This window comes from Bacillus sp. FJAT-42376, from assembly GCF_003816055.1.
Taxonomy (GTDB): domain Bacteria; phylum Bacillota; class Bacilli; order Bacillales; family Bacillaceae; genus Metabacillus_B.
Genome location: NZ_CP033906.1, coordinates 209191 through 229681, shown reverse-complemented (window position 1 = coordinate 229681; position 20491 = coordinate 209191). Strand labels below are relative to the sequence as shown.

17 protein-coding genes and 1 riboswitch are annotated in these 20491 nt (G+C 45.5%); of the genes, 12 read left to right on the top strand and 5 right to left on the bottom strand.

From position 1 onward, the window contains the following. Nucleotides 1–61: 61 nt before the first annotated feature. Together CEF21_RS01080 and CEF21_RS01075 are read right to left on the bottom strand one after the other, a co-directional pair. On the bottom strand, nucleotides 62–1066 hold the full coding sequence (locus CEF21_RS01080; RefSeq protein ID WP_123913029.1) for a sensor histidine kinase: 1005 nt from the start codon (nucleotides 1064–1066) through the stop codon (nucleotides 62–64). Beyond that, entirely contained in the window at nucleotides 1063–1752 is a 690-nt protein-coding gene (locus CEF21_RS01075; RefSeq protein ID WP_123913028.1) for a response regulator transcription factor, read from the bottom strand. Before CEF21_RS01075 ends, CEF21_RS01080 begins: the two co-directional genes overlap by 4 nt. A 159-nt stretch (nucleotides 1753–1911) precedes the next feature. Here CEF21_RS01075 and CEF21_RS01070 point away from each other — a divergent pair, with 159 nt between their 5' ends. The 5 genes from CEF21_RS01070 to CEF21_RS01050 all read left to right on the top strand — a co-directional run bounded on the left by CEF21_RS01070 (nucleotide 1912) and on the right by CEF21_RS01050 (nucleotide 6585). Continuing rightward, nucleotides 1912–2898: an aldo/keto reductase gene (locus CEF21_RS01070; protein ID WP_346773362.1), complete on the top strand. Its 987-nt coding sequence runs from the start codon at nucleotides 1912–1914 to the stop codon at nucleotides 2896–2898. Between the two features lie 3 nt (nucleotides 2899–2901). After that, nucleotides 2902–3480 (top strand): TetR/AcrR family transcriptional regulator, encoded by a 579-nt coding sequence (locus CEF21_RS01065; protein ID WP_123913027.1) that lies wholly within the window; start codon nucleotides 2902–2904, stop codon nucleotides 3478–3480. A gap of 339 nt (nucleotides 3481–3819) precedes the next feature. Further along, nucleotides 3820–3923, top strand: a riboswitch (SAM riboswitch). Nucleotides 3924–4007: 84 nt separating this feature from the next. Continuing rightward, nucleotides 4008–5411 (top strand): S-methylmethionine permease, encoded by a 1404-nt coding sequence (gene mmuP / locus CEF21_RS01060; protein ID WP_123913026.1) that lies wholly within the window; start codon nucleotides 4008–4010, stop codon nucleotides 5409–5411. Further along, nucleotides 5386–6354, top strand: coding sequence for a homocysteine S-methyltransferase (gene mmuM / locus CEF21_RS01055; RefSeq protein ID WP_123913025.1), 969 nt, complete (start codon nucleotides 5386–5388; stop codon nucleotides 6352–6354). Before mmuP ends, mmuM begins: the two co-directional genes overlap by 26 nt. Before the next feature lie 39 nt (nucleotides 6355–6393). Continuing rightward, nucleotides 6394–6585 (top strand): hypothetical protein, encoded by a 192-nt coding sequence (locus CEF21_RS01050; protein WP_123913024.1) that lies wholly within the window; start codon nucleotides 6394–6396, stop codon nucleotides 6583–6585. Nucleotides 6586–6764: 179 nt separating this feature from the next. Here the strand turns inward: CEF21_RS01050 and CEF21_RS01045 are convergent, their stop codons facing one another. Both CEF21_RS01045 and CEF21_RS01040 read right to left on the bottom strand, forming a co-directional pair. Further along, nucleotides 6765–7667, bottom strand: a complete 903-nt coding sequence (locus CEF21_RS01045) for a LysR family transcriptional regulator (RefSeq protein ID WP_123913023.1) — start codon at nucleotides 7665–7667, stop codon at nucleotides 6765–6767. A 128-nt stretch (nucleotides 7668–7795) separates the two neighbouring features. Beyond that, nucleotides 7796–9556: a metallophosphoesterase family protein gene (locus tag CEF21_RS01040; protein WP_164462062.1), complete on the bottom strand. Its 1761-nt coding sequence runs from the start codon at nucleotides 9554–9556 to the stop codon at nucleotides 7796–7798. A gap of 209 nt (nucleotides 9557–9765) precedes the next feature. Here CEF21_RS01040 and CEF21_RS01035 point away from each other — a divergent pair, with 209 nt between their 5' ends. After that, entirely contained in the window at nucleotides 9766–10776 is a 1011-nt protein-coding gene (locus CEF21_RS01035; RefSeq protein ID WP_481747613.1) for a YeiH family protein, read from the top strand. A gap of 154 nt (nucleotides 10777–10930) precedes the next feature. Next, nucleotides 10931–12811, top strand: a complete 1881-nt coding sequence (gene htpG / locus CEF21_RS01030; RefSeq protein WP_123913020.1) for a molecular chaperone HtpG — start codon at nucleotides 10931–10933, stop codon at nucleotides 12809–12811. A gap of 46 nt (nucleotides 12812–12857) precedes the next feature. On the opposite strand, the gene CEF21_RS01025 is transcribed toward htpG, so the two are convergent. Beyond that, nucleotides 12858–13982, bottom strand: a complete 1125-nt coding sequence (locus tag CEF21_RS01025; protein WP_123913019.1) for a diguanylate cyclase — start codon at nucleotides 13980–13982, stop codon at nucleotides 12858–12860. A 281-nt stretch (nucleotides 13983–14263) separates the two neighbouring features. Between CEF21_RS01025 and CEF21_RS01020 the strand changes: the two genes are divergently transcribed. From CEF21_RS01020 to CEF21_RS01000, 5 genes are all read left to right on the top strand, one after another. Continuing rightward, a complete protein-coding gene (locus tag CEF21_RS01020) occupies nucleotides 14264–14695 on the top strand; it encodes a DMT family transporter (protein ID WP_123913018.1) in 432 nt (143 codons plus the stop codon). 12 nt (nucleotides 14696–14707) lie between these two features. Continuing rightward, on the top strand, nucleotides 14708–15184 hold the full coding sequence (locus tag CEF21_RS01015) for a DMT family transporter (protein WP_123913017.1): 477 nt from the start codon (nucleotides 14708–14710) through the stop codon (nucleotides 15182–15184). A gap of 41 nt (nucleotides 15185–15225) precedes the next feature. Continuing rightward, complete coding sequence (locus tag CEF21_RS01010) at nucleotides 15226–16383, top strand: iron-containing alcohol dehydrogenase (RefSeq protein ID WP_123913016.1); 1158 nt, start codon at nucleotides 15226–15228, stop codon at nucleotides 16381–16383. 181 nt (nucleotides 16384–16564) lie between these two features. Continuing rightward, a complete protein-coding gene (locus CEF21_RS01005) occupies nucleotides 16565–19096 on the top strand; it encodes a DUF2339 domain-containing protein (RefSeq protein ID WP_123913015.1) in 2532 nt (843 codons plus the stop codon). Then, on the top strand, nucleotides 19080–20339 hold the full coding sequence (locus tag CEF21_RS01000; protein ID WP_123913014.1) for a DUF3999 family protein: 1260 nt from the start codon (nucleotides 19080–19082) through the stop codon (nucleotides 20337–20339). Before CEF21_RS01005 ends, CEF21_RS01000 begins: the two co-directional genes overlap by 17 nt. Nucleotides 20340–20491: the final 152 nt, after the last annotated feature.

Here is a 20491-nt window from a genome sequence, read left to right as displayed (position 1 = left end):
AGGATCTTTTCCTTTTTCCTTCGATTGTGCGAACAAAGCGGAAAACCATGTGACATTTTTGTCACATGGCAGCTGTTCTGACAAAGTCATTTTGCTTGGGAAAGGTAAGGGTAAAGGATGTGCTTATGCCGGGTTCTGAATCTGCTTCTATGGAAATCAGCAATGGAGCGGCGGCTTTTTTTGCTAAATAAAGCCCCATTCCTGAAGCCGATTGATCACGGTGGTTCCGCGTAGAAGTAAACCCTTTTTCAAATATTCTTGGCAGATCCCGCGGGTCAATCCCGCAGCCGAAGTCTTTTATTTCAAGCGTGACCGTGTCCTCCTTTTGTCTGCTGCTTAAAATAATATCTTGGCCGCTGCTGTATTTCACGGCGTTCGTAAGAATTTGCCGAATGATAAAGGAAAGCCATTTGGCATCACTGAGAACGGCTGGGGCTTCAAAATGAACGTCAAACCCAATGTTCTTTCTCATACACCACGATTGCAGGGTTTTAATTTCCAGAAAAATAAGTTCTTCAAGGTGAATGGATTCAATATATAAATCGTTTTCCATGAACGGAATCCGCTTCTGGTGAAGCTGCTGGTCTAGCAGCAGATGGATGCGAAGCCACTCATGAGTGAGATGAGATCTGGTTTGCTCGTCCTGTAGCCGGTCGATTATCAGATGCATGGCCGTCAGCGGTGTTTTCACTTCATGAATCCAGGCCAGCATCTCATCTTTTTCCTGTTCAACGGCAAGCTGGCTTAGAGCAGACGTTTCTCTCAGCTGCTTCGTTTGAGTGAGAATGCTCGTTTCAACAATTCTTTCAAAGGGACGTTCAGGTTCGGGGACGCTTGTGATATCCAAGTCATGATTGCGTTCGGCCAGCTTTTTAAAAAATTTCGTTTCCTTATGATAGCGGCGGATGAGAAAAGCGGCGAAAAGAAACATCGTTATAAAAACAATATAGAGAACAGAAGTGAAAGGGACGGACGAATCGATATAAGCAACCGAAAGGACGAGAAGCTGAAGAAGGGTAAAAAAGGAAATCCAGCTTCGTCTTTCTCGCAGGAATGTCCGGATCATAAGAACCCCTCTTCCAAAGCCATGTAACCCTGTCCTGTTTTTGTCTGGATGAAAGATCCTAATTCAAGATCCTCCAGTTTTTTGCGGAGACGGTTTACATTCACGGTAAGAGTGTTATCACTAATAAAGCGTTTATCATCCCATAGCTGGCTGATCAGGTATTCCCGGGTGACAATTTTATTTTTCTGCTCAATAAGCAATTTCAGTATGTACATTTCATTTTTCGTCAGCTCCACCGTACCCGCTGGATTTGAAATCGTATTCCGGTCCAGATCTACGGTCGCCCCGCACCATGTTTTAAGATCTGATTTTTCTGTGCTGTAGTTATATACACGACGGAGAATGGCTTGGATTTTCGCAACCAGGACATCAAAGTGAAAAGGTTTTTGAATATAGTCATCTGCCCCAAACTGCATGGACATGACAATATCTGATGGATGATCCCTCGAGGATAGGAAAATAATCGGGACGCTGGAATGGGACCGGATCATCCGGCACCAATGAAAGCCGTCGTATTTTGGCAATTGAATGTCTATAATCACAAGGTCCGGATTAATTTCAGTATATTCCTGGAAAACGCAGCTGAAATCTTCTACTCCGAAAATTTCATAAGACCATTGAGACAGCCGGTCTTTTATCTCCGTAAACAGACTCGCATCATCCTCTATCAATAGAACTTTAAACAAAAGAATCACCACACTTTCAGTAGACTTTTACAATAATTGTATCATAGGAGGAAAAATAGAGAGGATACCTGTCTAATATCAAATGACAAAAAATAAAAATTGTTATTTGTTTTTAATTTTGCTATGATTGTTTTATTAACGAGCAGGAGGTTCTATTTGATGATGGACAATATGAAAATGGGTGACTCTTCTATTTCAAGAATCGGTCTTGGTTTAATGGGCATGTCAGACCTGTATGGCGCAGCGGACAGAAAGGAAAGCATCGCGACCATTCATGAAGCGCTGGAAAGAGGCATCACTCTTTTTGACACAGGGGATTTCTATGGAACCGGCCATAACGAGCTTTTGCTTCGGGAAGCTTTGCAGGGGAGAAATCGGGAGAATGCATTCATTGCTGTAAAAACGGGGGTGCTGAGATCCCCGGATGGCGGCTGGATTGGAATGAATAACCGACCGGAGGCAATTAAAAATAACTTGGCACAAACCCTTCAGAAGCTGGGTACGGACTACATTGATTTGTATCAGCCGGCACGCGTTGATCCAAGTGTACCGATTGAGGAAACAGTCGGGGCTATTGCAGATATGGTAAAAGCGGGCTATGTAAAGCACATCGGACTTTCTGAAGCGAATGCTGACACCATTCGCCGGGCTCACAAGGTTCATCCGATCAGTTGGCTTCAAATTGAATATTCTCTATTCAGCCGTGGGATTGAAACAGAAATCCTGCCGACACTAAGGGAACTCGGGATCAGCCTGTCTGCCTACGGTGTGCTTTCACGCGGATTGCTGAGCGGCAAGTGGTCCAAGGACCGTCAAGGCGCTCCCGATTTCCGTTCTTTTGCTCCGCGCTTCATGGGAGAAAACCTGGATAAGAACCTCGCTCTCGTAGAAAAACTGCGCAAAATTGCGGAAGAAAAACAAGCAAATGTGGCACAGCTTGCAATTGCATGGGTTCTTTCTAAAGGTGAGGATGTTATGCCGCTGATCGGTGCCCGTAAACGTTCCCAGCTTCAAGATGCATTTGGCGCCTTGAATCTTAAGCTCACTGAAGCGGAACTTGCCGGAATCGAAGAGGCGGTTCCGGCTGAAGATGTGGCCGGAACACGCTATGCCGCTGAACAAATGGGGACGCTGGGGGTTGAATAAAGAATGGCAGAGCCATTAACAAAGGAAATGATTTTAGATGCGGCCGAACAAGTACTGCGCCGTTTTGGTCCGGAGAAAACGAGTGTGGTGGATGTGGCGCGGGTCCTGAATATTAGCCACGGAACCATTTACCGTCATTATCCAAGCAAGGATTCTTTGAAGGAGGCGGTAGCAGAAAGATGGCTCCACAGCATCATCCAGCCCCTTGAAAGTGTGTTTAAGGAAGAATGCTCGTCTGCAGACCGGCTTTATAGATGGGTGGAAACGCTAATCAGCATCAAGCATTCCCTTGTAAAGGAGGATCCTGAGCTTTTTGCGATGTATACGTCTCTTGCTGAGGAGTCCGTAGATGTAATCGGCGCTCATATTGAAGAGCTGATTGGCCAGATTATTCCGATCATTCAAGAAGGAACCGCAAACGGCGAGTTCGAGTCATTGGATCCGGAAGCGGCTGCTAAAGGGGTCTTTTTCGCGACTGCTAAGTTCCACCACCCTGCGCATGCAAAAGAATGGGGATCTCCTGATATTATGGAGGAATTCCGCATGGTGTGGGATTTGATTCTAACTGGAATCGTGAAATAGAAATAATGAAAAAATGAAAACCGGTCTTTTGTGAAGGGCGGCACCTTTCCTGAAAATCTATTCTGGAAAGGGAAAACAAGCAGATGATCAAGTCATCTGCTTGTTTTTTTCTAAACAGACTGTTTCGCCTCCGCAATCACTCCTTCCAAAGACATTTTCATGCATCCATTGTCCATTACATAAAGCTTCTGGTTAGCGTTCAGCTTGTTTGCCATTGCTCATCCTCCTTGTTTTTATGTAACCGTTTTCTGTTTCGTGGTTTCATTTAAGTCATAAACATATCTATTAAAGAAATGTTGACAATCTTCTGATAGATTGATAGTGTTATAAAAAAATAATTTCTTATCCAGAGAGGTGGAGGGACTGGCCCTTTGAAGCCTCAGCAGCAGGTCTGTACAGACACTGTGCTAATTCCAGCGGGTGAATAACCTGATAGATAAGCTTGTTCTTTTATTTGTCAGTTACGCACTCTTTGCAAAAAGGGTGCGTTTTTCATTTTTCTGGGTGTGAAACAAAGGAGAGTCAAGATGGAGAGAGAGACTGGATTTCAGCGGAAAATGCAATCAAGACATCTGATTATGCTTTCACTCGGAGGTGTAATCGGGACCGGATTATTCCTGAGTACAGGCTATACCATTCAGCAGGCAGGTCCATTAGGAACGCTTCTTTCCTACCTTGTTGGAGCGGTGGTCGTTTACCTTGTTATGCTTTGTCTGGGAGAGCTATCGGTACATATGCCTGAAACAGGGGCTTTTCACAGCTATGCTGCTAAATACATTGGGCCTGGAACAGGCTACACGGTTGCCTGGCTGTACTGGCTGACGTGGACGGTTGCGCTCGGATCGGAGTTTACAGCGGCCGGGCTGCTGATGCAAAGGTGGTTTCCATCCGTCAATGTCTGGATATGGAGTGCGCTGTTTGCGGTTTTAATCTTTGTTTTAAATGCGGTGACCGTTAAATTTTTTGCAGAATCAGAGTTCTGGTTCTCTTCTGTGAAGGTGGCAGCGATCGTCATCTTCATCATCTTGGGCGGAGCTGCCATGATCGGGATTCTTCCTCTGGCTGATTCTGAACCTGCTCCTTTCCTGTCAAACTTCACAAATGAAGGCTTGTTCCCAAATGGAGCGTTTGCCGTTCTGATGACGATGCTTGCCGTGAATTTTGCCTATTCAGGGACAGAACTGATCGGCATCGCTGCCGGAGAAACGGAGAATCCGGAAAAAACCATACCTAAGGCGATACGGACAACGGTGTGGCGATTGATTATTTTTTTCGTTGGAACGATTGTTGTCCTGTCTGCTCTGCTGCCTTCCTCGGATGCCGGTGTGCTGAAAAGCCCGTTTGTGGCGGTTTTCGAGAGAATCGGAATTCCTTATGCTGCGGAAGTGATGAATTTTGTTATCCTGACCGCCATTTTATCCGCCGCCAACTCTGGTTTGTATGCGGCGTCCAGAATGCTCTGGTCCCTTGCGGATAAGAAAACGATCTCTCCTGTTTTTGCAAAAGTAACGAAGCGCGGCGTGCCGTTAAATGCTCTTTTTCTCAGCATGGCCGGAGGCGGCTTGGCCCTGCTGTCGAGTGTCATCGCTCCGGACACGGTCTACATCGTCCTTGTTTCGATTTCAGGGCTGGCTGTCGTCGCGGTTTGGATGAGCATCAGCGCGTCTCAATTTTTCTTTAGAAGGCAATATATCAGGCAGGGGAAATCGGTAGAGGACCTGGGATACCGGACACCGCTATATCCATTCGTGCCGATTGCATCTTTCGTCCTTTGTCTCGCGTCACTGATCGGAATCGCCTTTGATCCGACACAGAGGATTGCCCTCTATTGCGGCATTCCCTTTATCCTGTTTTGCTACGGAAGCTATTATGTAACTCAGACTATGAAGAAAAGGGGCGAAGTTTATGCCGAAAAAACTCAATCCAATTGAAGAGATTTTAGCTGCCTATCCCATCATGATTCTTGATGGCGCTCTTGCTACAGAGCTCGAGCGGCATGGCTGTCATTTAGATGATCCCCTGTGGTCGGCAAAAGTGCTGCTCGAAAATCCTGAATTGATTTATCAGGTTCATACAGATTATTTCCGTGCCGGAGCTGACTGCGCGATTACGGCAAGCTACCAGGCGACGGTCGATGGATTTTCAAAACGGGGAATGGAAGAAGCGGAGGCACTGAATCTTATCAAAAAAACAGTGCAGCTCGCTAAGAAGGCAAGAGACGATTTTTGGGAGGGAAAAGAGCAGGCGAACCGTCCTAAACCGCTTGTTGCAGCATCGATTGGCCCTTATGGAGCCTATCTTGCTGATGGATCAGAGTATAGAGGAAACTATGGTGTGACCGATGAAGTGCTGGCTGCTTTTCACCGTCTTAGAATGGCAGCCTTAATAGAAGCGGGTGCGGATGTGCTGGCCATTGAAACCATTCCTTCCCTTCAGGAAGCAAGAGTTTTAGCCTCGCTTGTAAAAGAATTCCCGGAAACTTATGCATGGCTGTCTTTTTCCTTAAAAAATGATGCGCAAATCAGTGACGGCACACCGCTTGAGAAATGTGCAGAGCTATTGGAAGGAAACAGCCAAATTGCCGCGATCGGAATCAATTGTGCTCCGGCTTCTCTTATTGCGGAATCCGTTAAAAGACTCAGCGCCCAGACCGAAAAACCGGTAATTGTCTATCCGAACTCAGGAGAAGCATATGATGCCGCCACAAAAACGTGGCATGGGCATGAATCCGATCATGAACTGGATCATGAATCAAAAGACTGGTATCGTGCCGGGGCCCGGCTGATAGGCGGTTGCTGCCGGACAGGCCCGCAGCATATTGAAAGACTTTCGGAAAAGTGGCGGGCAGCTGAGAAAGGGCTGGAGCGGGCATGATATACTTGGAGAATCCAATTCTCGAAGGAGCTATGTCCAGTGAAATACTTCAAAGGCCAAATGAAACAGCTGGTAAAAGACAACAAAGAACTGCAGCACCGCTTAAAAGAAATGATGGAAGAACATGACCTGGAGAAAAATTTCGCCCTCAAAGCACTTTATCATTCAGAAGTGGCTGAAGGCGGAAAGTATCAGTTAGCATACCAAGCACTTGACCTGCCTAAAGGGTAGGTCATTTTTGTTATTTTTTACCAATCAAGTGTATTCTGCAGAGAGAGCGGCAGTTTGTGATTCAGTTTGGTTAGCGGTTCATGGATTTATTATCGAAAATCTACATATATGATCGATATTTCCAATATATAATCGAAAACTCCCATTTTATTATCGATTCCCCAAATTTCGACACCAATCTACCTGCCGTTCCTGCTTTTTCGCCAATTTCGCAGCGCTTCCATAAAAGCTTCGACGTTCATCTTGCTTTCCATAGCAGGGGAAGACACCATCGAAAGTTTCCGTTTGAAATTGTGGTCCTTGATTGGAATAATAGAGAGCACTTTGTTATGGATATCTCTTTCAATCACATGATAGGAGAGCAGAGACAATGCCTCCATCCCGCTTATGATCGTCTCTTTTATTCCCTGGCTGCTGCTGATGGTCAGGAACGATTGTACCTTTAACCCGTTCGAACGGATCACATGCTCCAAATATTCGCGTGTACCGGAGCCGATTTCTCTTGTCACCCATGTTTCGCTGTGCAAATCTGTAATCTTCGTTTTCTTTTTCCCGGACAGGGGATGGGCGGGTGAAGCCACGATAAAAAGCTCATCCTCCATAAAAGGCTCCACAGTGAGCTCTTTTTCATTCGTCTGTCCTTCAATCAGGCCTATATCGACCTTAAACAGCCGCACAGAATGAACGATTTCTTCCGTGTTCCCAATAAGGATTTCGAGGTCGAGGTTCGGATATTGCTTCTGAAAATCCACAAGAAACGCAGGCAGAATATATTCTCCGATGGTGAAGCTCGCCCCGATTGTCAGCTTTCCTTTCACGTCGTGGTGATGTTCCAGAATATCCTGCTTCGTTTGATCGTACATATGAATCATTTGCTTGGCGCGGCTGTATAGGATTTCCCCGGTTGGAGTGATTTTCAGCGATTTGGGAGAGCGGATGAAAAGCTTGGTCTGCAGTTCTTTTTCCAGGTTTTTTATGTGGAGGCTTACACTGGGCTGGGAAATGTGAAGTTCTTCAGCCGTTTTTGTGAAATTTTTTATCTCTGCAAGAGTGACAAATGTTTTGAGTGCATCATAGTACATTTTCATCCCGCCTTTCGATTAGCTATGTAAATAAGCAGATTGTTTTGTATCCATTCTACTAATAATACACCGAGAAGCAAAGGTGAAAAAATAAGGCAGGTTCCGAAGAAATCAGAACCTGCCTTGTATTATTTTATGATTAGTTTTTCTGTATGGTTTGCTGGAAGAGTGAGCTTAACCTCCAGGTACTGCTTGCCGCCGGCGCTGTAATTCTGCACAATTTTCCCCGCAGATGCCTGATAAGAGCCCTCGGCCATATAGAGGGGCACCGAAATAGTCATTGGCTTTTTCAGTCGGTTGGTTACCGTTACTTCCTGATAAGAAGCCTGTCCATCATTGGCTTCCTTGTAGCTTGCTTCATAAGACATGACTCCGGAGCTTGTATCTCCATTTTGATAAACGGGGATCGAGTGTCCCGGTTCCTCGTAATTATAGTTGGAGAGGGCGCCGTCGTTCACATTGAATTGTCTGAAGCCAACCCACGGCTTACCGGATAATTCGATAGCGGTTGTCGTTGTATAAAGGATGCCGTCTTTTTTTGTTACATTATCCTCGTGTGTGTGCCCGTGCAGACTTATGTTCACATGATGCTGCTTCATCACGTCAATGAGCTCATTGGCGTTTTCCCCGTGCCATTGCTGATCATACTTAATCCCGAGCTTTTCCCCCAGAATCAGGGTGGTTAACCGCTGCGGATCATGCTGCTGGTCATATTGTTTCCAGTATTCCTGTACTTCCCGATCATCCTGCGGCCAGATGTCCCGGTCTTGCCATAATGGATTGTGGTGGGAGAACAGGCCTCTTACCTGGCCGGGCTGAGCCGTTTTTTCATTCTCTTCCAGATCTTTTTTGATCCAGTCGAGCTGCTGGGAGCGGATTTGGCCTCCCCATGTTGGCACGGAGACCGTTCCGGTACCGCTTCTGTCAATTTTGTTCCAGTCAAACGAATTGTACCCGATAAAGTGGGCATACGGACCATAGTTAAAGGAGAAATATTGCGGACCAAAGTATTTTTCCCAATATTTTGCGCCATCCGTAAGAGTGGCATCCTGAGCGTAATAATCGTGATTTCCGGGAACGATATAGACCGGAACATTCAGCTGCTGCAGAACTCTGTACGTTTCCTCGTACTCATAGATGTATTCCAGAGGATTCAGCTGGCCGAACATCAAATCACCTGTTACGACGACGAAGTCAGGGTTTGCCAAATTGACTTCTTTAATGGCTTTTTGAAGGTAGAGCCAGCGCTTTGATTGATCAGGATTCCACATTCCCGTTTCTCTTGCCCGGGCAGGAGTAAATGAGGAAGGATCTGCGGGATCGCCGAGGTTTCTTGGGGACCCGACGTGCGTATCCGTCATATGCAAAAAGGTGAAATCTTTCTTAAACTCGTCGACTACTTTTACAGAATGAGGCTGTTTGTCGGTTATCCGCTGTCCGTTCCCTGTGTAGGAAACTTCAAGATCGTAAAGCTTTTCCGGGACGTCAGCCGGGATTTGAACGGTAACATCCTGAATGTTTGGGCTGCTTTTCCAATGAGAGGTTCCTTGGGACACGCTTTGGACGGGAAGTTCATAGACCGAGGTTAAAGATGAATGGTTGGTTTGCTTCAGCTTTACCGCCCATTCTCCGGCCTGCTTTCCTTGCGTGTCTACTTTAATCGTCATCGTTTCTCCCTTTTTAGAGATGGAAGGGGTCGAGAAAAGAGGGTAAATGATTTGATTGACCTTTTGATCCAGTGAAATGTTTGGAAGCTCGTTTTTATAATTCGTGCTGCTGCCGATGCCTCCGTTTTTCGCACCAAGCGGAAGATCAATTGCTTTTCCGCTTACCGGAATGAAGAAAAGGGCCAATAAAAGGATAAAAACTTTTTTCCATGCTTTGCTCAATGTATGTACCTCCTCATTTTGTGACAAGGTCATCATACCAGGGGATTGTTAATGACATGTTTAGTTTCATTAACAATTGTAAATTGGATTAAACTCCCATTTATTATAAATACTAATAAATATAATTATTTATATGTATTTTACTAATAGTTAATCCTCCATTAATGTTGAAGTAACAACGTAAGGAAGTGGCACCCATGGAGAAAATCATGAAAAAACCAATAAAATATCGAATCGATGCAGGATGGACTAAAGGAATGGCGATTACGCTCCTTTTAGCCATCTCTGCAAAGTATATATCCGGCCTTCCATTCCTCTCTATTTTGGGACAGCTGGTTATTGCCCTCTTGCTCGGAATGGCATGGAGAGCTGCCTTTGGAGTAAAAGCAGCTGTAATGCCCGGTATATCGTTTTCCAGTAAAAAGCTGTTAAGAGCAGGGATTATCCTGCTTGGAATGAGGCTGAATTTAGCTGACATTTATCATGGAGGATGGGGTCTGATGATTCTATCCGCCATTCATATCATCTTTGCCCTCTTCACCGTATACGGACTGGCGCGATTACTTGGAGTGGAAAAGAAGCTTGGCCTTCTGACGGCGTGCGGCACGGCGATTTGCGGAGCCGCGGCAGTCGCAGCCATCTCTCCCCAGCTGAAAGCAAGAGATGATGAAACGGCGGTCAGCGCAGCTGTGATCGCTGTCCTCGGTACCCTGTTTACATTGATCTACACACTTTGCTATTCAATCCTGCCCCTGACTCCCTCACAATACGGCATCTTTACGGGAGCGACTCTTCATGAAGTGGCACACGTCGTGGCAGCAGCTGCAGCCGGAGGAGATTCAGCGGTGGATCAGGCAGTGGTGGCCAAACTTACCAGGGTGGCCCTTCTTGTTCCTGTAGCAATCGTCATCGGACTGATTATGCAAAAAGGGGCTCCGCGTGCTTCAAAGGGCAGCTTCTCCTGGTCCATTGTTCCCTGGTTTATCTTCGGATTTCTTGCGATGAGCGCAGTAAACACGGCCGGCATTTTTTCGGAACAAACCGCGGAAGCTATGGTGAACCTTTCTTATCTTCTGATTGCCATGGCGATGGCGGGACTCGGGCTTAACGTGAATGTTGAAACGTTCCGCAAGCTCGGTTTAAAACCGTTTATAGCGGGGTTAATTGGATCCGTTCTTTTATCCTTGCTTGGGTTCGGTTTAGTGAAATTTTTCCTCTGAATCCCTCTTACACTCCGTGCTCTATCCGTTTCGAAACAGATTTTTAAGGGGAAATAAAAAAAAAGATGGATTAGCACTCTTGATGACAGAGTGCTAATTTTATAAACTGATAGAGCAGGTATTTACAATATAAGGTGAAGGAAGGGAGATTTTCATGGAAAAAAAGCAATTCCAGGCTGAGTCGAAAAGACTGTTAGAAATGATGATCAACTCCATTTACTCTCAGAAAGAGATTTTCCTGCGCGAGCTGATCTCCAATTCCAGTGACGCGATTGACAAAATCTATTACAGAGCCCTGACTGATGATACGTTAACGTTTAATAAAGAGGGCTACTACATAAAAGTGGCGCCAGATAAGGAACGGCGTACCTTAACCATTTCGGACACAGGAATCGGAATGACAAAGGAAGAGCTTGAGAACAACCTTGGGATCATCGCGAAGAGCGGTTCTCTCGCGTTCAAAACGGAAAATGAATCGAAGGATGGCCATGATATCATCGGACAGTTCGGTGTCGGCTTCTACTCTGCTTTCATGGTAGCGGACACGGTAAGTGTGCTGACAAAGCCGATCGGCAGCGAGGAAGCATACCTATGGAAGTCCGATGGAGCAGACGGGTATACGATCGAAACCGCTGAAAAAGATACGGTAGGGACGGAAATTGTTCTGACGATCAAAGAGAATACGGAAGATGAAAGCTATGATGAGTATTTGGAAGAGTACCGCCTCAAATCCATTATTAAAAAGTACTCTGACTTCATCCGCTATCCTATTAAAATGGATGCTGCCGAAAGCAAACTGAAAGAGGGCAGTGAGGACGAGTATGAAGAAGTTTTCGGAGAGCAGATTGTCAACAGCATGGTGCCAATCTGGAGGAAGAATAAAAGCGAGCTTACAAATGAAGATTACGAGAACTTCTATGCGGAGAAGCGCTACGGATTCGATAAGCCGCTTAAGCATGTGCACATCAGCGTAGACGGAGCTGTACGGTACAATGCGATTCTCTTCATTCCGGAACAAACGCCATATGACTACTATTCAAAGGAATTTGAAAAAGGTCTTGAGCTATACTCCAACGGTGTCCTGATTATGGAAAAATGCTCGGATCTTCTGCCGGACTACTTCAGCTTCGTCAAAGGGATGGTAGATTCCGAGGACCTTTCTCTGAATATTTCACGTGAAATGCTCCAGCATGACCGTCAGCTTAAGCTGATTGCGAAAAACATTAAAAATAAAATCAAGAGCCAGCTGCAATCCTTGCTCAAGGAAGACCGCGAGAAGTACGAGAAGTTTTACGCTTCATTCGGCAGACAGCTGAAGTATGGCGTATACAGCGACTTTGGCCAGAACAAAGAAGATCTTCAGGATCTGCTTATGTTCCATTCTTCCACCGAGAAGAAGCTTGTGACACTCGCTGACTATGTATCCAGAATGCCTGAGGATCAAAAGTATATCTATTACGCTTCCGGCGAGAGCCACGAACGCATTGAAAAGCTCCCACAAGCGGAAATGGTAGCGGATAAAGGGTTTGAAATTCTTTACTTTACTGACGAAGTGGATGAATTTGCGATCCGCATGCTGATGTCTTATAAAGAGAAGGAATTTAAATCCATATCAAGCGGCGATCTTGGAATTGAAGACGCGGATGCGGAAAAAGAAGCACAAACAGAAGATGCCGAAAACAAAGAATTGTTCGATCGCATGAAAGAGCTTCTTGCAGGCAGGGTAAAGGATGTGCGTGTATCTAAACGCCTTAGATCCCATCCGGTTTGCTTAACGGCTGATGGAGAAATCTCGATTGAAATGGAGAAAATCCTAAAAGCGATGCCGGATAACCAAAATATCCAGGCGGACAAAATTCTTGAAATCAATCCGAACCATGAGGTTTTCCAATCCTTAAAGGACGCATTTGGAAAAGATGAAGCAAAATTGTCCCTTTACACAAGCTTGCTTTATAATCAGGCGCTTCTTATCGAAGGTTTGCCGATTCAGGATCCGGTTGAGTTTACGAACGACATTTGCAAAATTATGGTGTAATAAAAAAACAGGCTTCCGGAGATTTCCGGGAGCCTGTTTCTGATTTCTAAACGGTTTCCTTCGTTCGCTGCTTCTTTTCGCTTGAAAATTCCTCTTGCTCCGCATAGCCAACCCGGTTTCGTCCATTCCGTTTCGCTGCATACAATCCTCGATCGGCTGTTTCAAAAAGAAGATCAGGACGTGCAGCGTTCTCGGGATAGCAGGCAGCCCCGATCGAGGCAGTCAGACGGATGGCCGTTCCGTCCGGCAGCATGAAAGCTTCCGATTCAATGGCCTGCCGGACTGTTTCAGCCATCCTCCCTGCTTTTTCTAATGAACAGTCATAGAGAAGCACACTAAATTCCTCCCCGCCATTCCGGGATACCTCTTCTTTATTTCTGGCGTGCCGTTCAAGAATCCGAGCCGTTTGCTGAAGCACAGCATCTCCCGCAGGATGGCCGTATGTGTCATTAACCTGTTTAAAATGGTCAAGGTCAATAAGGAGAATCGACAGGCTCTTTCCCGTCTTCAGTGCTTTTTGAACATTGGTATTCATCAGTTCGTCAAAGCGCCGCACATTATTAATGCCGGTTAAAAAGTCTTTTGACGATATGTTCTTAAGGTTATGGAACTGAATATTCGATTTATTGATATACTCGGCTACAAATGAAAGAAAGAATCCAGAGGGAAGCCCGGCAAGAAGAATGGCTGTGTAGACCTGCTGAAGCGTTTCCCTGTCTTCAACCAGAAAATAATAGGAAACCATAACGATTCCAATCGAGACGACATTCATCGCTGCTGATTTAACTAAAATGGAGAACGATGTGCGGGCGAGAAAAATACAGCATATGGATAGAACCAGCATGGCGGCGCAAGCCGTAATGGAGGCTGAACTCCACTCATAGAAAAATATTCTGGAGCTGCTGATAATGAAAACACACAGCAGCGAGGCAATCGGCCCTCCATACAAGGCAGCCAGCAGGATCGCAAAAAAACGAAAATCGAGCTGAATGCCTCCTTCAACAGGAATGGAATATAAAACCATAAGAATCGAACCGAGCACACCCGCAACGAGTCCGGTTAGAAGCTTTGTGTAAACGTTGAGGCTGGTCGGATATCTTCTGAAAATCTGGCCGGCAATGAATAAAAAAGAGGTCAATATGGCAGTGTGGGCGGTCAAATCACGGATCATAGCAGCTTTCCCCTCCCGGGATAATGTAGTAGCTAGTACAATTATCCTATTAAACACAGTTTATGTCTACAAAATTTGACAGCTGTAACGTTACTGCCGCTTTATTCTGAGGTTTATCCAAGTAAACGATTTCTCTTAAACTCTTCTTTCCTGAACCCCGTATTTTTCCTTTTTTTTCAGTGAGTTTACCCCGCTCTTATTCTTAAACAAATCCCTTGCGTTGGAGAACACTCTAACCTTTAAGATCATCCTTGTAAGTTTTTGAGAGAGGAGGATCTGCAATGAAAAAAATCATCTTTTATTTAGCTGCACTGCTGTCCGGCATGGCTTTAACGATAGAAGGAGCCATATATGGGGAGCTCGGGAAAGTGATAGGGAAATTGGAAAGCAGCTTCTATAATTTTGCTGCCGGAAGTATTCTGTTATTTATTCTCGTTCTGTTCTTCGGTAAAGGTGATTTAAACAAAACATTTAAGGTGCCGAAATGGTATTTGCTTGGCGGGCTGTTTTGTGTAATTTACCTGACCGCGCTCATATTTGGAATTCCTGAAGTAGGGGTCGGAATTTCTATGATTGCCGTCATAGCCGGTCAAATGATGGCAAGCATCATCATTGAACACTTCGGATGGCTTGGGAGTGTCCGAAGGAGAATCACCAATAAAAGAATTTCAGCGATCATCATTATGATGATTGCCTTATTCTTTATTTACTAGGAGAGACGATCGATGAGTATTTTACTTGTATTGTTTATGTTTTTCGGCGGATTGATTATGAGTGCCCAATCCTCGATTAACGGGAAATTCAGCAATAAAATGGGAACTCTTGAAACGACATTTATTACGTTTTTAACGGGAGCCTTATTTTTATCCTTGTGGCTTCTCTTTTTTGGAAAAGGTAACCTGCTGGCATTAGCAGACGCTCCTAAATGGGAATTAACCGGTGTCTTTTTTGGGGCAGCCTATTTGCTTCTTACGATATTCGCCATCCCTGAAATTGGAGTAACAACTGCGAATGTAACGGCTATTGCGGGTCAGATAGCGGCTGGATTTGTTATTGATCAATTTGGCTGGTTTGGGGGACAGGTTATTTCATTTGACTGGTCTAAAGCAATTGGCTTACTGTGCATGGTGATTGCGCTAATCCTCATTTATAAAGACAGCAGGGAGACAGAAGCGTCTGAACGATTGGGCAAAACAGCATAATTGCCCATCTATTTAAAATAAAATCTACGGGGGAATAAACGATGAATAGTTTTGAATTATACAATCCGGCAAAACTTGTGTTTGGAGAAAATAAAGTTGATCAGCTGGGGGAATTAATCCAGCCGTACGGAGAACGCATCCTGCTTGTATACGGAGGGGGGAGCATTAAAAAGTCAGGACTTTACGACCGGGTGCTTGAGCAGCTGTCGGGAGCGGAAGTTCATGAGCTTTCCGGCATCGAGCCCAATCCCCGTTTGACAACCGTTAATAAAGGAATACAAATTTGCCGTGAAGAGGATATTCAATTTGTGCTTGCGGTTGGCGGCGGCAGCGTGATTGATGCGGCAAAAGCCATGGCTGCCGGCGCTTTATACGATGGGGATGTGTGGGACTTCACGATCAGAAACGCTGTAGTTACACAGGCACTTCCCATCGGAACCATCCTTACCCTTGCGGCAACCGGGTCTGAGATGAACGGCGGATCTGTCATCTCTAATTGGGAGACGAAGCAGAAGCGGACGTTCGGCAGCAAGCTGATGTATCCGAAATTCTCCATTGTAGATCCCACCCTTACTTACACGGTTCCGGCCAATCAAACCGTAAATGGGATTGTAGACATCATGTCCCACGTGTTTGAACAATACTTCAGTCAGACTCTAGGCACTCCTCTTCAGGAAAGGTTTGCGGAATCTATTATGCTGACTGTGATTGAAAACGGGGAGAAGGCAATTGCGAACGGCTCTGATTACGATGCACGCGCAAATCTGCTTCTTGCCGGGACGTATGCAATGAATGGAACGCTTCCGACAGGGGTCACAGCCGATTGGGCCACCCACGTTATTGAACATGAAGTGAGTGCGATCTATGATATTGCCCATGGTGCAGGCCTCGCCATTCTTTTCCCGAATTGGATGAAACATGTGTACAAGGATGGAATGGGCAGATTCGTTCAATATGCATTGCGTGTATGGAATATTGATCCGAACGGCAAAACAGATGAGGAAGTGGCGCTTGCAGGGATTGAAGCGACACGAGCCTATTTCACTCGAATAGGTGCTCCTGCCGCGCTTGGAGAACTGGGCATCACGGACGAACATTTTGAACGGATGGCGGAAGAAGCCATTCAATTTGGCCCAATCGGAAACTTTAAGAAATTAACGAAGGAAGATGTGTTAAGCATTCTTAGAGAAAGCCTGTAACACTGCAGTCAATCAGGAGCCTGATTTTTCTTAGCGCTAAGAAGAATCAGGCTCTTTTATTGTGCGGTTTTTTTACTTTTAAAAAATACTTTGTATTTTACTAGTATGAATGTAAAAATAAGGGTATATAGTCCAATGGAGCTATAGATGTGAGAAATAAAGGTCATTCAGGGGGCTTAATATGGATGAATTAAAAGGCCGTCTGCAGAAGGCAAAAGCTGCACAGGCCCAATTGGCAAGTGAATTTTCAGAGATTGTCAGAGAATATGAATCCCAGGATTTTATTCAGGAAAACGAACAGCTGCGAAAGGATTATGCCTTATATGAGAAGCAGGTCCATGAGCTTAAGAAAATGAATCGGGACATCACCGATGAAAACAGCAGGCTCCGCTATGCACTCCAGGAGCAAATGCTGGATGAAAAGCTGAATATACTTAAGGTCTCCCAGGAAAAGCTCCGTACATACTTCGGGAAAGGGAAAGGCTCCCGCGAAAACCGCCTGCAGGAACTGGAACAAAACGCCAAAAGAGATATTGAGCAATTAAAGCAGCGGGCCTCGAAAAATCTGGGGGAAGAAAAACACGAAATTCTTGCTGCCCTTGAACGGTTTTCAAATATGGTAGAGGAGCGGATCAGGCAGCATAAAGAGCTGATGAACCAGCGGGAAGAGGAAGTGGCGCAAGGAGTATCTGCGCAATACGGAAAACTGGCAGCAGAAGAAGTAACAGAAGAAATGATGCAAAAGCGAATGAAGCAAAATCAGGTGGAAATGAAAATTGGACTGAGCTGGATTAACCGGATCGGAATCTTGCTGATCATCCTTGGGGTTGGTGCCGCATTCCGGTATACGTATGCCACATGGTTTAACGATTACTTCAAGGGAGCAACCTTTTTCCTTCTTGGGGGGCTGATGCTAGCGGGCGGGGAATGGCTTTACCGCAAGCAGCAAAAAACGTTTGCCTTGGGGCTGATCGGCGGGGGAATCGCGGTACTTTACGGGTCGATTTTCTTCAGCTACTTCCTGCTGAACATAATCGGCATGCCCGTTGCACTCATTTTATCGATTCTCGTTACGGCAGCTGCGGTCCTTCTTTCCCTCCGTTACCATTCTAGGACGGTTTGCACGTTTGGTCTAATTGGGGGGTACATCCCGCTGTACTCTTTTATTATCGCATTTGGGGTGGAAGGCAGCGCCGTTTATGCAGCAATGGGCTATGTCATTGTGCTGAATCTGTTCATTATGTGGATATCGTTTCAGCGTCAATGGAAAATTGTCCATTACATCAGCTTCGTGCTGAATATGCCAACGATGCTTTTGCTGATTGCTCTTTCCGGCAGTCCGGTCGCGGATCTTATGTATTCGGTGCTCACATTCCTTCTTTATCTTAGCATCACCCTAAGCTTTCCGTTTAAGCACAGCAAAGCACTCAAAATACCGGATGTCATCCTTCTCGGACTGAACACCTTTATTAGCTGTACAGTGATTTACGATCTGTTTGATGAGCTGGAATGGAATTCGTTCCGGGGTCTCTTAGCCGTCATTTTCTGTCTCGTGTATTTCGGGCTGGGCCGTTTTGCCGAAAAGAAATTGTCCGGGGAACATCAGACGAAGCTGCTTTTTTACGCTACATCTCTTACGTTTGCCATTCTGGTCATTCCCTTCCAGTTCGGCATTGCATGGGTATCCATCGGCTGGCTCGCAGAGGCGCTGATTCTTATGATCTACGGCTATACAGGAAAGCAGAAGGCTCTCCAGCAGGCAGGCTGGGTTATTTACGCCCTTTGTCTCTTTTCCTTCCTGTTTACAGCAGCAGGGGCCCCGATTGGCCTGACAGATTTCTTTGATGTAAAGTATACGGCCATTACAGCTGGACTCATTCTCGTCCCGGTCTTTTATTTGCTGCAGCAAAAAAAGCATGGGAGCCTTTCCGCTCCATTCCGCTCGTTCAGACAGGTGCTGAATGGACTGAAATATACATCGCTTGTAAATGGCTGGATCTACCTCCTATATGAATCCGTAAAGGTGTACCGGGAGAGAGTGCCTGCTGATTTTGATCAGTACCAGTTTTACCTGCTCATGCTGGAAGCTTTTCTTGCGGTTGGTCTGGGGTATTTGCTTCCTAAAGTCACCTTGCTGTATGACCGGTTTGTCCGGTATTACGCCCTGTTTCTTCATGCATTGGGCTGCCTCATCGGACTTGCCGTAACGGTAAGCATCCCGGTTTTAGAGCCTGGTCTAGAACAAAACACATTTATTCATTATCTGGCTCTCGTGCTATTAATCGGATTTAATCTGCTCATCTTCTTTACCGGAAGAGATTTGCTGCTTTCCTTTATCCGGAAGCAATACAAAAATGTAGAGCTGTATCCGACGGTTTTATCCGTTTACCTGCTCGGAATTCTGGCTGCTTTCCTCTATGTCCAATTCCGTTTGGGCGATGTAGGAGTTTTAGCCAGCACCATTTTCCTGGCGGTTGCGATTGGCTACATTTTTTACGGATTCAAAAAACAATACGTCTATATTCGCCGGATTGGACTTGGCATCACGTTGCTTTCTACTGGGAAACTAATCCTTTTCGACCTGGCATTTTTAACAGAGGGAAGCAGAATCATTGCCTATTTCTGCTTTGGAATAGCGCTGCTTGCCATTTCATATATGTACCAGAAAGTATCAAGCCGGCAGGAGGCCCAGCAAAATGTTTCAGCTGAATAAAAAATCAATCCTCCTGGCTGCTGCTTTTTTGCTGGGGAGCAGTCCTCCTTCCGCACTGGCAGAAAAGGATACATGGAAATTTGCTAAAAACATTGAGATTCAAAACGAAGGCAAATACCAGTCTCTGTTTTTGGATGAAGAGGTATATTCCGGGGCACGGGAAGACTTGGGAGACGTTCGCATCGTCAATGAGAAGGGACAAACCGTTCCATACTATATGAAAAACGGCTACGGAAACGTATCGGAACAGGAAACCGTCTACTCCTCGGAACCCTTGCCCGGAAGAGAAGAAAACGGAAATACACTCTATGATTTTAAAATGATTCAAGATGAGAAAAACACAGACATTGTTGGAGAAACGCTGAAAGCAGATCTCCCTGACCAGCCTTTTTTAAAGAAAACCCAAGTACTGGGGAGTTATGACGGTCTTAAGTGGGAACCTGTAACGGAAGATACCCTTTACAATACGGGCGAAGTGAAGAAAGATACGATAGATCTGGGAATGGCAATGAAATACACCTATTACCGAGTCAAAATTCTCGACAACGCTGAGAAAATAAACTTGCCCGGGCTATCCTTAATCCATAGCGAAACAAGAGAAAGCTTCAAGGAATTTTCCAAACAGAAAACGCCGGAATTTACGGCTGCTGAAAAAGGAAAGCAAACCGTGATCACGATTGAAAATAAGCAAAGGCTTAAAATAGCCAAAGTGTCAGTGAACGCTGCGGGGAACTTCCGGCGGACGGTGGAAATAGAAGAGGGCTCAGGCCTCCCGGTTTCATTGAGCGGGGAAGCCGAGCTCTATCGGGCGGACTTTAAAGATACACGCATTCTAAATACGGATTTGACCTTTCAATCGCCTTCTTCTGCCGGCAAAATCACCATCACCATCAGCAATGAAGATAACGCACCGCTTGATCTTCAGGGCATCACCATCACCTATCTGGTAGATGAGCTCGTATTCGAAAAGAAAAGCGCAGGTCCGTATCAGCTCCTTTACGGCAGCAAAAATGCACAGATTCCCCAATATGACATCGAGGAATTTCGAAGCTTCATTGAAAAGGAATCCGTCAGCGAGGCGACATTAGGCTCAAGCATCAAACGCCCGCAAAAAGCAGCTCCAAAAGAGGAAAAACAGGTTCAGTGGTTTCAGACCGAATGGGTCTTCAACACCATTATCGCCCTGATATCGGTCCTGCTGATTGTGTTTATTTTGCAGAAGATGACGAAAGTGAAAAAGTAGAAGCTTGTCCTTTTGGGGGCGGGCTTTTATCTTTATAGGATGATGTTATGGAAAAGCATGGGGGAAAGGGGCGGCTGGATAGGGAATTTGAGGAGCCAGTAAAAAACTCAATCGGACGTGATTGAGCTTTAGGTATCATATCTTACTTTGGC